This window comes from Psychrobacter sp. CX21, assembly GCF_057396255.1.
This window is the reverse complement of sequence record NZ_JBXYJG010000004.1, coordinates 90,259-104,701: the sequence shown is the minus strand read 5'-3', so window position 1 is coordinate 104,701 and position 14,443 is coordinate 90,259. Positions and strand designations below refer to the sequence as shown.

The window sequence follows — 14,443 nt, the reverse complement described above, 5'->3', positions numbered from 1 at the left end:
ATGCTATAAGACGGCGTAGTATAATATAATTAACTTCATAGAATTACAAACCTAGGGCATCAAATTTAGAAAAATTAATAAAAGGGTTAGTTTCCTAATTTACTTGTTTTAAAAGGTTTACCTAATTAATTATTTTTATTCGCAGCGTGCCTTATATTTTATAACTCTCAATTTAAATCAATAATCAGAGCTCATTCAATATATTGTGAAAATTATATGACCCATCCTTCTAGTTCCTCTGTAGATTCCCAGCAGAGCTCTCAAAACAAGCAGACCGATTTGGTTTATTTAGAAGACGACATTAATAACTTAGTCCTTCCACCAGAAGGATGTTGTTTTCATTGTGGAGAGCCTGTGCCCATCACACCTTTTAAGGCTGTAATTATCGGGGAATCGCGTTTGATGTGCTGTATGGGGTGCCAACTGGCCTCGGAAAGTATTGTCGAGGCAGGACTAGAGCAATATTATTTAGACCGTACAGAAATTAACCGTACCGCCAGTTTGCCTACGGAGCTTGATCGTTTAAAAGCTTATGATCATGAAGATGTTAAATCTCAATTTGTATATTCAGATGCCAATCATTCAGTAGCAGAGCTATCAGTAAATAACTTACGCTGTGCAGCTTGCACTTGGCTTATTGAAGCAAGGGTTGATGAGCTTGAAGGGGTCGAAAACTGTCAGGTTAATCTCACCAATCAGCGTATGCGAGTCGTTTGGGATGAAGACAAATTAGCCATTAGTGAAATACTGGGCTCTATCAATCAAATCGGATACGATGCCAAGCCATATCGTCAAGATACTCACGAAGCGATGCTCGCAAAACACAATAAGCAAATGCTGATTCGATTAGGGATTGCGGCACTTGGTGCTATGCAGGCTATGATGTTTGCAGTGGGTATGTATTTTGGTAAGTATACTGAATTTAGTGGCATGCTGGTTGAGCAGCGCGACTTTTTACGCTGGGTGTCTTTATTTGTCAGCGTACCTGTATTTTTCTATTGTGCCGTACCTTTTTTCAAATCAGCATGGTCAGCCATCAAAGTCCGTCAAGTCAATATGGACGTTCCTGTAAGTATTGCGCTATTCATCACATTTTTTGCTAGTGTCTATGCCACCATTATGGGGCACGGAGAGACGTATTATGACTCAGTTAGTATGTTTGTTTTCTTTCTACTGGCAGGTAGATATATTGAAAACAATGCGCGTTTAAAAGCGGCAAATATGGCGAATGATTTGGTGGTTATTGAGCCGTCATTAGTGCAGCGTATAGGCAATGACTTACCCCTGGTCAATCAGCTTATATCCAAGCAGCCTAAAGGTTCAATAGAGCAAACCGATGATTTATCTAAACTTAAAATCAATGCTAATAGTAAAAGTAATAGTAATATAAAGCCATTAGATCGGGCTCAAGGTGCTTTTTATATAACCGATGACTATAAAACTGAGCAATATACGACCGAGCAATATACGACCGAGCAATTAGATCAATTGGCAGAGATAGGGGATGGGCTGCTGACTGCCAAAACGCTCATTGACGATACTCAAACTGATTTAGGTCCTGAATCAGTGACTGCAAACGTGTTACACATCGGAGATATTATACTGATTGAGGCGGGTAGTGAAGTTGTTGCAGACGGCATCTTGTGTAGTAACACTGCAACTGTCTCGCAGAGTTTACTGACAGGTGAAAGTCAGCTTATCGTCAAAAAAAGAGGCGAGCTTGTTGTAGGAGGCTCTCAGAATGACAGTCAGCCTTTTATAATGATCGTTACAGCGTTGCCAGAAGACAGCCAAATTGCACTAATAGATCGGCTAATGAACCGAGCGCTGAGTGAAAAGCCTAAAATTGCTGAACAAGCCGATATTTGGGCGCGCTGGTTTGTCGCGCGCATATTAGTATTGTCGGTATTGGTATTCATAGGCTGGTATTTAATAGATCCATCTCAAGCATTGTGGGCGACAGTTGCTGTATTAGTCGCGACCTGTCCTTGCGCATTATCGTTAGCAACGCCAATTGCACTGACTGTATCTACCAATCGGCTGGCAAGCTATGGGTTCTTGACCACTCGCGGACATACTATTCAAACATTAGCAGATATTAGATATGTTGCTTTTGATAAAACAGGCACATTAACTTATGGCAAACCTAACTTGTTATATATTGATGATTTGCAGCATAAGGAATCCGGCACGACTCAATTCAGTTCAGAAGCGGTTAATACTGATCACTTACTTGCGCTTGCCGCTACTTTAGAAGTCGGTAGCCGCCACCCAATTGCAAAGGCTTTATTAGATGCCGCTTACCAACTGCATCTGCCAAGAGTAAGTCAATTGAAGCACCATGTTGCAGGGGGTGTAGAAGCCATTATTCATAATGCAGGTAACAACAACCGTTATCGATTAGGACATGTGGATTTTGCCTTAAATCGTACAAAATTAAACAGCGAGTCCTCGTACTTAAACGATAGCTATCCGGACTACACCCCGCAATTAGAGACGCACAACGCCAGTACAGCAGTTATGTTATCAAGACAAAAAGATAACGAGTCATCTACTGCAAATGACGACTGGGAGCCTCTGGCTATGTTTTATTTTAATGACAGTGTGCGAGAGGGCGTAGCGGAAATGATTGCGTCGTTACAAGCACAGCATATTAAAACGATCATTTTAACTGGTGATCCAAGTCAACATGCTCAATCGATCGCTAAAGAATTAAATATCGATGAACTGTATTATGGTTTATCACCTAGTGATAAGGTCAATCATATCAAAGCCCTTCAAGAAAAAGGGGAGGTGGTAATGATGGTGGGCGATGGCATTAATGATGCCCCAGTATTAGCCGCTGCTAACATCTCAACTGCAATTGCAGGTGCAGCAGATTTGGCTCAAGTCTCAAGCGATAGTGTTATATTGAATGGCGCGGTTACTGCGGTAGAGGATGCCAAGCGAATAGCAGATAAAGCGCAGCATATTATCAAACAAAATCTACGGTGGGCTATTGGTTATAATACAGTAGTTTTGATACCTGCGGCTCTAGGATATGTGCCGCCATGGCTAGCCGCCATAGGCATGTCATTAAGCTCACTTGTGGTTGTGCTCAATGCCCTTAGATTAAAAAGATCATAACTTTATAGCATCAGTATTAAAACATTTATACAAAAAAAAGGTCGAATAATTCGACCTTTATATATTGAACTTATTGAACTGTTTATTGAGCATTAGTCTTGGAAATGACTGAGTAAACGCATGAATTCAAAGTACATCCATACCAGTGTTGCTAGAATACCAATACTAAAGATCCATTCAAAATCTTCAGAAACACCTGCTGCCACGCCACGCTCAATGTTATCAAAGTCTAATAGCAAACTAAATGAAGCGATAACAACAACGAACAGACTAAAACCAATTGCAACAAGACCACCTGTTTGGAACAGGAAAGGCAGCGTTGAACCGAACAGAACAAAGCCCCACTGTACGATGTAAATTAACATAATTGCAAAAATAGCCGACATCATAATTGAGCGGAATTTTTCATTGACTTTAATCATTCCTGAACGGTAAAGTCCTAGCATTACCGCCGCAGTGACAAATGTAGCCGCTAACGCATTAAGGGGAATGCTGGGGTCAATGGCCATGAACATAATAGACACACCGCCCAAGAATAAACCCTCTAAAATGGCATAAGGTGCTGCTAGAGATTTGGCTTTTTGTGGTTTAAACGTCATAAATATCGCTAAACCAAATGCGATAAACATACTACCAAAGGTGACCATTTGCACCATGCCACCACTAATACCACCACTTACAATAAAGAAGAAGAAGCTCAAAGCAGCAATAGCACTCAAACCCAGTAAGAAACTGGTCTTATGTATAACACCCTTAACAGACATAGACTTGCCGCCAACTGCGAGCTCTGCACGACTGACAATAGGATTTGCCATATTGTTAATTCCCTTAATATATAAATTTGAGCTTTTAAGTTACTCTATAAACGTTAAATTTTGGAACTGTCTTATTGAACTAAGTCTTCATAAACAAACAAATTTATAGCAGTATATAAGCCACAATGTAATTAAATAGAAAAAATAGTTCTTAACTAGAATAATTAATAGAGCTAATTAACGTTCATAATAGCGCACTATAATAATGTTAGTAAAGATTTTAGTGAGCATAATCGATAATGTTTGAAGCGCATTCAACATACAAAGATACCTTTATAAGGTTATAATGGTAACAAATAGACTCAAATTCAATGCTTAAATGAGAATTAAGTGATTCTAACTCAATAACTTTTTAAATAATTTCTGCTATAACCTGCTAAATTTTTCAACGCTAAAAGTATGTTTTAATGTACGCAGTTATTAATGACGTACAAAGCATAGTATGATACGCTTTAAACCTGTTATTAACCCGATATAATTACTCATTTAAATGATTATTAGATAAAAAATAATAAGGTATTTTATTTCGGATTTATCCTCTTTGATACATTTTAATCAACTTAGATCTACCAATGCCTATGGAAAGCTCTGCGCAATCTGACAAAATTCCAAACCTATCAGAATCGACACATTTTCATTCAATTAAAAACCCTGCATTTAGACGTATTGGACTTATGGGCCGTGCCAGAAAACGGGGCGTAATTACGACTATTCATGAGATTGGGCAGCGTATTAATGATATGGGCCTTGATTTATATATTGACTCTGAAACAGCTGGTTTACCAGAATTGGAACTTGAGAAATTAAATAAACTACATATGGTCAAACGTAGTTTACTTGGTGAGATATGCGATCTTGTTATTGTAGTCGGGGGTGATGGATCTATTTTACATGCCGCCCAAGCTTTAGCTAGATACCGAGTCCCCGTGCTGGGTGTCAATAGGGGCCGTTTAGGGTTCTTAACAGATGTCAATCCTGATGAAGTAGGGACCAAGTTACGTCAAGTGCTTATGGGTGACTATCAACTCGATCAACGTTTTTTACTCACAATGGAGATAAGAGAAGGGCGTGAGGTTATTCATCAGGATATGGCGCTAAATGACGTGGTACTACATGCCGGTAAATCTGTACATATGATAGATTTTCAGCTCAAGATTGATGGATTAGATGTCTACCGTCAGCACAGCGATGGATTAATTGTTGCGACGCCCACAGGCTCTACAGCTTATGCTTTGTCAGGTGGGGGTCCGATCATACATCCAAGTTTAGATGCCATATGTTTAGTACCTATGCATCCACACACCCTCTCAAGTCGACCCATAGTGGTGAGCGATCAAAGTGAAATTATTATAAGAATCCATAAAGACAATCGCACCCAGCCCATGGTAAGCGCGGATGGTAAGCAAAGTATACAAATTGATCAACATCAGCGGCTGCATATTAGAAAACATCCAGACAAATTAACCCTGATTCATCCTCCTGGATTTGATTTTTATAAAGCATGCCGTACCAAGCTTAATTGGAACGTACATGCAGAAGAATTTTCCTTAGATGGAGATGATGATTAAATAATCATTAGTTCGTCCTGAGTAAAACTTTACTTTTATTATCTATCAATAAACTTAGAAGTATACAGCTTAACCAAAACCTTGTCTTATTGTTTGATTTATACTGTAGCTTATTGATTTGAAAGTTCTAGCACTTACGTACTCGTATATGTCATAGAGGGCATCATGGATAAACAAAAAATTTTAAACGCAATGACACCTGAATTAGTGGAGTCGTTTAAATTAGCGATAGAAATTGGGAAGTGGCCTGATGGATCAAAGCTGTCGTCTGAACAGCGTGAAACTTGCATGCAGGCGGTAATGGTGTGGGAGCATGAAAACCTACCTCCGCAAGAGCGAGTAGGATATATTCATAAGCCTATTAAAAAAGATGGGTCGGTTGTGGGTGAAGAATGCGATGTAGAGCACGATCATCATTATCCTAACTTACCTAATCCTAAAGGTGATATTCAGGCGGTAAAATTCCGTAATAAGTGATATTTTATAAATTGGTTTTAAGAATAAGTTATTTTTATATAAGTCACAGGATTGATCGAAACAGTAAAATGAATTCATAAAAAAAGACCAGCAAATGCTGGTCTTTTTTTAGTCATAAAGCAATATTATATATTTTTAACATCTATATTAGGACGTTTTGTTAATGGATTTTTTTTCATTAAAAAGGCTTGCCATCCCCAATGAATAAAATTGCGAATGTTGGCGTGATCTGTACCATTTGGCGTTGATAAGACGGAGTCATAATGCTCGCCAAAAAGTTTAAGAGTGTCCAATTGGCTTAAATTATGATGCTTAGCGAAACCAAAAATTTTAGCACTGCCCTCATTTGTGCCAGCTTCATTAACTACCTGACCGTTAGTGAACTTAACGGGAGTGTAACGATAAAAATCATCGATAAAGTTAATGACATCATCGAAGCCTATGGCTTTTTTACTTAGTCCATTTAGTAATGCAGATACGTCCGATTGGCGGATACTCATAAAAGCCTCTTAATTTCTAAAAGATGAAAAATATTAGTAGAACAGTATAAAGGGTTTATCGCATTAAAAAATAAGATTATCTATTAAAGAAATCATCATCATCGAATGAAGCAGGAAAGTTGCCTTGTTCAAGATGCTGCATTTGAGACTGCATTGCGCGTTCGTTCTGAATACGTTGATAAATCTCTTCGCGGTGAACGGCAATATCCTTAGGTGCATTAACACCAATGCGAACTTGATTACCTTTTACACCTAAAACAGTGACACTGACTTCGTCACCTATCATTAATGTTTCACCAACTCTGCGAGTTAAAATTAACATGCGTCACGCTCCTTATGTCGCAATAAAAAGAATTGGCAAATGCCAAACTTAAAATTAGTCATATCATTGCCCAATATATATATAATTAAATAATTGGCCTTTTAAAACACCTTCAATTTAAAATATATAAAAGTCGAAACTAAATAAATTATAGCTTTACATTTTAAATTGCAGCTGCACTTGGTAATGTATTTGCCCTAAGCCACTCTACCAATAAATGTTTTGATCAAATAAAACATTAAAATTATAGTATTTAATTGTCTATAATTAACTTTTATAATTTAAATTCTATTTAAATTCATGATAAATGAGTGTCTTAAATAGCATCACTATAGGCCTCAATCGAACAGCACATTATAAAGATAATAATATAATATGTCATTATCATTCATTGTATTCGAACAATAATTAATAATTCAATAAATTACCGAAACGAATTAGGTTGCGAATCAGGTTAAGAAGAATTTATTTAAATCTATATAGATCATTAACATACGTATTAATCGAAAAATACACAAAAAAAGAGCCTATTAAGGCCCTTTTAATATAACATTCTAAACCTAATTAAAAGATTCAAAATATCAAAATACAACACGATGTAAACAGTTAGAACATATAATATAACTTACAGTCCAGCGACTTTGCTTTCACCATCTGTTCTATCTAAACCAAATGCGGAATGTAAAGATTTGACAGATTTATCAAGATATTGTTCTTTTATGAGTACTGATATTTTGATTTCACTGGTCGATATCATTTGAATGTTAATGTTGTTTTCTGCTAACACTTGAAACATTCTGCTAGCAACTCCTGCGTGTGAGCGCATACCAACACCAACTAGAGATACCTTAACCACATCTGTGTCGCCATAAATCTCTTTTGCACCAATATCTTGTTTGTTTTGTTCAAGAATACCAATTGCTTTTTCAAAATCAGGACGATTAACAGTAAAGCTAAAATCCGTTAGACCTTGGTCAGATAGGTTTTGCAATATCATATCAATTTCGATATTAGCATTACTAATCGGCGTTAAAATTGAAGAAGCAACACCGGGGTGATCAGGTACGCCGCGTACGACAATTTTAGCTTCATCTCTATTAAATGCAATGCCTGAAATTACCGGCTGTTCCATGTCGTCTCCTTCGTCTACAGTAATTAAAGTGCCAACGTTTTGGCGGAATTCTTCATCAAAACTACCATCTTGCCCTTCATCAAAGCTCGATAGCACTCTTAAAGGAACCTGATATTTACCTGCAAATTCAACGGCGCGAATTTGCAACACTTTTGAGCCTAAGCTTGCCATCTCTAGCATTTCTTCAAAAGTTATTTTATCAAGTTTGCGAGCTTTAGAAGTCACACGCGGGTCAGTGGTATATACGCCATCCACATCTGTATAAATCTGGCATTCATCAGCATTTAATGCCGCAGCAAGCGCAACACCAGAGGTGTCTGAACCGCCACGTCCTAATGTCGTAATGTCTTTATTTGCATTGACACCTTGAAAGCCTGCAACGACAACGACATTACCTGCATCCAATTCAGACTGAATGTTGGTTTCATCGATAGATAAGATACGCGCTTTGTTATGGGTTTCATCTGTCATTATAGCAACTTGACCACCTGTAAATGAGCGCGCGCCAACCCCTAATTCCATCAGTGCCATAGACAATAATGATATAGAGACTTGTTCGCCTGTAGATACCATTTGGTCAAACTCGCGTGGATTTGGCGTATGGCTAATTTGATTCGCAAGATCAATCAATCGATTGGTTTCACCACTCATGGCAGAAACAACAACAACGACTTTGTGGCCATTGTCGTGCCAGCGTTTAACACGCTTTGCAACATTCTTGATACGATCAATACTACCCATCGACGTACCACCATATTTTTGTACAATCAACGCCATGTTGAACCCTTTGAATTGATAGTTTAATTTATAAATTAAATGTTAATGATAGTCTTACCGCTTTTGATATGGCCGTAGTGGTTACCATATCTTCAAAAAACTAGCTTATATTATAATAGCTTCAATAATAGCTTAAATATTAGCTTCTTAATAAATAACGCATCTATTTACGCAGTAACTCAAAGTAAGAGGTGACCATAAAAATTTAGCCATTATTTGAACGTACGTTATATCACAACCCAAGCATAGTCACAAAGATTGAATGAGTAAAATTGATAAAAATAGTTATTTTAAAACCAACTATTTAAAATATAACCAATCCAAATCAGCTATTTTTTTACTTACGCGTTAAGCTGAGATGCTATCCAGTTTGGTAAATCTGTAATAACATTTTCTAATTTATTACTGTTCGGTGCGCCGCCTTGAGCATAATCAGGTTTACCGCCGCCTTTACCGCCAAGCTCACCTGCTAAGTAACGTATGATATCACCCGCTTTAATCTGATTGGTCAATGTTTTACTTACTGATGCTGCCATTGCCAGTTGATCTGTTTTTTCACCAATTATTACGATAACAGTATCTTGTAGTTTGGACTTGATATCATCCATAAGACCACGTATGGCTTTACCATCAATACCAGCAACTTTAGCTATTAGCACTGAAGTTCCTGCGATAGTCTGAACGTTATCAACGAGATTCGCAGATTGAGCACTCGCAATTTTCTGATTTAATCGTTCAATCTCTTTTTCAAGTTCGCGCTGTTTATCTGCCATAGATTTTACACGTTCGGATACCTCTGGACGTTTGGCTTTAAGCTGATTGGCTAAGGCGGTTAATTGACTATCCGCTTGCTGAACATAACGTAATGCACCCATACCTGTAAGCGCTTCAATTCGACGTATACCTGCGGCAATACCAGACTCAGATGTTATTTTGAATAAACCGATATCTCCAGTTCGCTGAACATGCAGACCGCCGCATAATTCAATAGAAAAAGGCTTCTCAATGCCATCCTCTATCTCATGCGTACCCATCGTTAACACCCTGACAGTTTCGCCATATTTCTCACCAAATAATGCAGCGGCGCCTTTAGCCATAGCTTCATCAATACACATATGTTCGATTTGGGTTTCAACATTGGCTAATATTTGCTCATTAACCAAGCGCTCAATAGTGGACAAGTCTTTTAAAGAGACCGCATTGTCGTACGAAAAATCAAAACGGAGGATATCACTACTAACCAGTGACCCTTTTTGTGTTACTTTGTCACCCAGCACCTTGCGAAGTGCAGCATGTAATAAATGCGTTGCAGAATGGTTACGTGCACTGGCTGAACGAATTGCAGAAACAACTTGAGCATCAGCAGACTGATTTTGCTCAATACTACCCATATTCACCACACCATAGTGGATAATAGCTTGGCCAGATTTTTTGGTGTTTTCAACATTAAATAGCCCGGTACTGGTACGAATTTCACCCATTTCACCAACTTGTCCGCCGCCTTCTGCGTAAAATGGGGTACGGTCTAAGACTAAAATAGCTTCATCGCCTTCGTTTAAGGTCGTTACAGCTTTGCCTTCTTGATACAGGCCAATTATATAGGCTTCTTTATCATCAAGACGCTCATAACCGACAAATTGAGTAGGGGTATCTACTTTAATGGTCGCTGAATAATCGACATCAAACTTACCGGCATCGCGGGCCCGTTGACGTTGTAGCTCCATTTGTTCATCAAACCCAGCTTCATCAATGCTAATACCACGCTCGCGCGTTATATCCGCAGTTAAGTCAACAGGGAATCCGTAGGTGTCATAGAGCTTGAAAGCCGCTTCGCCAGAGAGTACGTCGCCTGAATTAAGGGTTTCAAGTTCACTGTCTAACAGACGCAAACCTTGAGCCAATGTTTTGGCAAATTGAACCTCTTCTTTTTCAATTGACGCTTCAATAAACTCTTGTTGCTCGACTAATTGCGGATACGCATCACCCATTTCTTTAACAAGAGGCGCAACCATTTTGTAAAAAAAGCTGTCCTCAGCACCAAGTTTATTACCATGACGAACACCGCGGCGGATGATACGGCGCAGCACATACCCACGCCCCTCGTTACTTGGTAAGACACCGTCCGCAATTAAAAAGCTTACCGCTCGTATATGATCTGCAATGACTTTTATAGAAGCTTGACCTTCATTTTGTATGCCTAATAACTGTGCGGCGCTATTCATAAGATTGACAAATAGATCGATCTCGTAGTTGCTGTGTACCCCTTGCAATATGGCACTGATACGCTCAAGCCCCATGCCCGTGTCCACACTCGGAGCAGGTAACGGCTCCATCGTGCCATCTGGCTGACGGTTAAATTGCATAAATACACAGTTCCATACTTCGATGAATCTATCACCGTCTTCTTCTGGCGTACCAGGTAGACCGCCTTCGACGTGTTCACCATGATCATAAAAGACTTCTGAACATGGACCGCATGGGCCCGTATCACCCATAGCCCAAAAGTTATCAGAGGCATAAGGGGCGCCTTTATTATCACCAATACGGATAATGCGCTCTGTAGGCAGTCCAATGTCTTGGTGCCATATGTTGAATGCCTCATCGTCCGTTTCATAAATGGTGACATATAATTTGTCAGCATCTAAGCCGAGCCACTCTTTTGAAGTTAAAAACTCCCATGCATACGCGATTGCAGATGATTTAAAATAATCACCGAAAGAAAAATTACCTAGCATTTCAAAGAAGGTATGATGACGTGCTGTATAGCCTACATTATCTAAGTCATTATGTTTACCACCCGCTCTTACACATTTTTGAGAAGAGACCGCACGGGTATAGTCACGTTTATCGATGCCTAAAAAACAATCTTTAAACTGATTCATACCCGCATTAGTAAATAATAGCGTTGGGTCATTATACGGAACCAAGCTCGATGAGGGTACGTGGGTGTGTTCTTTACTCACAAAGTAGTCAATAAATGCTTGACGCAGCTCTGCTGTGCTAAGTGATTTTTTAATATTGGAGATGTCAGATGTATGAGAACTAGAAGTGGATTGAGTCACGAGTACCCCTTTACAATGGCTTGAAGGCTATAGGTAATTAAGATTTATTAAAAGTTTCCAATGATTTAGAACATACTCTAATGATGTCGGTGTTAGCCAAATTTAGCTATGGTTTGATTAGCGTTATTGGCGTTCTTGACACTTTCATTGCTGTAAACTTTTTAAATCATCAACAATCCAAAAATTAGTTGGAGTTTTAATTTTTGAACGTATAAAAATAGGTGTATAAAATATTAGGGGCAAAGTTTATCATATTTCACACCAAAACATGAGTATTGCAAAGCACAGAACAGGATAACGGCACATTCTGATTTAGAAAACCAAACCACTATCAAGATACATAGTCAAATCAGTAATAATCGCTGATAAATAGACGCAAATAAACAAACACTGATAAACAAGCAAATATAAATAGGCGCTAATAAATTTAAAGAATTTAAAAAATAGTGCAATAACTTACTCGTTAGTCAAAATAGCAGCATCTGTTTTATCAATATTATCGATATTGTAAGGGGTGGATTCGATAACGATGACTGGCATATATCTAAATTGAAGTTTTACCGGTTGGTATTTAGGATATTCTGATAGAATACGGCTATTTATCTTCTGTTCTAAAAAATGGGCATCATAGGGCGTAGGACGTGTTTCACCGCGCATGACCGCTCTGACAGTTTGATGATCCTCTCTTGATAAAAACTGAGTGACCGCCAAGGCATTACCTTTATCAATAAAGTAATTTTCAATACTTTCTTTAACTTCATTTTCAAAAATCTGTCTTTTTCTAACTGTATTAAAGTTAATTGTTAAATATGCACCGATGCCAACTAACAATAATAAAGGTACGGTATTGCGACGAAAAAATGCAACGATTGGACTGCTCTTATAATCATTATCGACCAATCTGCGAAAACCTGAGAACCATAAGACCAATGCATTAGTAAGCTGAATGGCAATAATATTAGTAATGGCCAGTATTAATGCTCCCAATCCCAAAGTATTCTCACCGTGGGCAAATAATATACCGCTAGCGGCCAACGGAGGAACCAAAGCGGTAGCAACTGCCACACCTACTACGGCCACAGACAAATGCGGCGAAATCATCGCATACGCGCCTGCCGTACCACCGGCAAGTGCAATCATTAAGTCCATAGACGTAGGCTGCGTACGTGACAGTATTTCATTAGTCAGCGGAGAGTCTTGGTGCATGAATCCCACAATATAGCCGATAAGCACGACCATAAAAGCACCTGAAGCTACAGTTAATAGGGATTTTCGTAAAAATGGCATGCGGTAATCAATAATGGCTAAGGCAACCCCACTGATAGGGCCTAACATCATTGCCACTAGCATTGCACCGATGACAACGGCAGCTGAATTAATCACCAAACCGTAGCTCGCTATAATGGCAGAGAGTGCATTCATTATAAAATACATGCGGTTTGGTAACGCGTTTGCTTCAATATCAATGCGTATGCCAGGGTAGTCGATATCAACTTTACTTTTCTGCTCAGCTAAGAACTGTTTGTAAGATTCAAGTTGTGATTCTTTTTCTATTTTTTGCTTTTCTTCCTCAGTTAGTTCCTTATCGTCATCTTCCTTATCGTCGTCCGTCTTAGCATCCTCGTTCTCTATAACGTCATCTTTAACTGGTTCTTCATTATTGCTCTCGTAGTTATCTTTCTCATTCTTGACTTGGTTGTTTTTTATAGGGGCATCATTATCAGATTCACCATTACTAGAGTCATCGATTTCTTCATCAGATTCTATTTGTTCAAAAAGCGCATTAGATTCAGTCGAACTAACTTTCTTAACTTGCGTACTGGAATGATCCGATTGAGCGCATTGATCTGAAGTTTCTTTGTTCACTAAAGAATGTTTAGAGTCTATGTCAACATTTTTAGTCGCAGACACAGATGCTATGTCTTGTAGAGAAGTATCTGTTGAAAGACTGTCTGATTGTTTGGCTGTATTATTGCCATTGGCAGTTTTTATTCTATTGCTATCAGACGTATTATCGGATGCAACTGACTTCTTTTTTTTCTTTTTATGAGCTTTGGCATGGACAGGATCAGCTACTTGCTTAGCTAAATAATCTAACCTCGCTTGCTCTTTTTTGGACAAATCTTCATAAGTTGTAGTTGTAACTTTAGTGGACGTATCAATAGAAGTATCCTTACTATCGAGATCATTATCGTAATCACTACCGGTTTCAGATGAGTTTGTTGAATCAGAATCGTTAGCATTAGAGTCACTAGATTGTTCAGAATCTATTTCTAGATTGATATTGGCATTACTTTCATCATATTGTTTTTGTTCGGTTGACTGCATAGGTTCGCCAACGTCGACGTCATCTTCGTAACCGTTTTCATAGTCATCCTCATCTTCAACCGGTTCTTCTGCAACCGCTATGTTCATCAAAGGTTCATTTATATAATCTGCATCAATAATAATAAAAGGGCAATGACGATGTATTTTTTTATTAGGAACAGGCTTATAGCTATGATGAGATAAATCATAATGAATTGAATTGGGTACGAATTGGAAGTAGGGTGCTGGAATGTAGGAGGTGTGCGACATTCAATGACCTAAAATATGATTTGAATGAGTAGATTATAAAAGAAAATTCAAGAAATTATATTATATTGATGGCATTGCCTAAACTAT

9 protein-coding genes are annotated in these 14,443 nt (G+C 38.4%); 3 read left to right on the top strand and 6 right to left on the bottom strand.

Going from position 1 to position 14,443, the window contains the following annotated elements:
- The first annotated feature begins 216 nt into the window (after positions 1-216).
- A complete protein-coding gene (locus AC2SLP_RS03910) occupies positions 217-3,126 on the top strand; it encodes a heavy metal translocating P-type ATPase (protein ID WP_486535328.1) in 2,910 nt (969 codons plus the stop codon).
- Positions 3,127-3,218: 92 nt separating this feature from the next.
- Here AC2SLP_RS03910 and AC2SLP_RS03905 read toward each other — a convergent pair whose 3' ends face one another.
- Positions 3,219-3,941 carry a Bax inhibitor-1/YccA family protein gene (locus tag AC2SLP_RS03905; RefSeq protein ID WP_486535327.1) on the bottom strand — a complete coding sequence of 241 codons (723 nt, stop codon included), beginning with the start codon at positions 3,939-3,941 and terminating at the stop codon, positions 3,219-3,221.
- Positions 3,942-4,519: 578 nt separating this feature from the next.
- Between AC2SLP_RS03905 and AC2SLP_RS03900 the strand changes: the two genes are divergently transcribed.
- Both AC2SLP_RS03900 and AC2SLP_RS03895 read left to right on the top strand, forming a co-directional pair.
- Positions 4,520-5,509, top strand: coding sequence for an NAD(+) kinase (locus AC2SLP_RS03900; protein WP_486535417.1), 990 nt, complete (start codon positions 4,520-4,522; stop codon positions 5,507-5,509).
- 165 nt (positions 5,510-5,674) lie between these two features.
- Positions 5,675-5,986 (top strand): YeaC family protein, encoded by a 312-nt coding sequence (locus AC2SLP_RS03895; RefSeq protein WP_486535326.1) that lies wholly within the window; start codon positions 5,675-5,677, stop codon positions 5,984-5,986.
- A gap of 125 nt (positions 5,987-6,111) precedes the next feature.
- Here AC2SLP_RS03895 and AC2SLP_RS03890 read toward each other — a convergent pair whose 3' ends face one another.
- From AC2SLP_RS03890 to AC2SLP_RS03870, 5 genes are all read right to left on the bottom strand, one after another.
- Positions 6,112-6,486 carry a HopJ type III effector protein gene (locus tag AC2SLP_RS03890; protein ID WP_486535325.1) on the bottom strand — a complete coding sequence of 125 codons (375 nt, stop codon included), beginning with the start codon at positions 6,484-6,486 and terminating at the stop codon, positions 6,112-6,114.
- Positions 6,487-6,562: 76 nt separating this feature from the next.
- Entirely contained in the window at positions 6,563-6,808 is a 246-nt protein-coding gene (gene csrA / locus AC2SLP_RS03885) for a carbon storage regulator CsrA (RefSeq protein WP_486535324.1), read from the bottom strand.
- A 625-nt stretch (positions 6,809-7,433) separates the two neighbouring features.
- Positions 7,434-8,717 (bottom strand): aspartate kinase, encoded by a 1,284-nt coding sequence (locus tag AC2SLP_RS03880; protein ID WP_486535323.1) that lies wholly within the window; start codon positions 8,715-8,717, stop codon positions 7,434-7,436.
- 341 nt (positions 8,718-9,058) lie between these two features.
- A complete protein-coding gene (alaS, locus tag AC2SLP_RS03875; RefSeq protein WP_486535416.1) occupies positions 9,059-11,734 on the bottom strand; it encodes an alanine--tRNA ligase in 2,676 nt (891 codons plus the stop codon).
- Positions 11,735-12,235: 501 nt separating this feature from the next.
- Positions 12,236-14,356: a DUF389 domain-containing protein gene (locus AC2SLP_RS03870; protein WP_486535322.1), complete on the bottom strand. Its 2,121-nt coding sequence runs from the start codon at positions 14,354-14,356 to the stop codon at positions 12,236-12,238.
- Between the last annotated feature and the right edge of the window lie 87 nt (positions 14,357-14,443).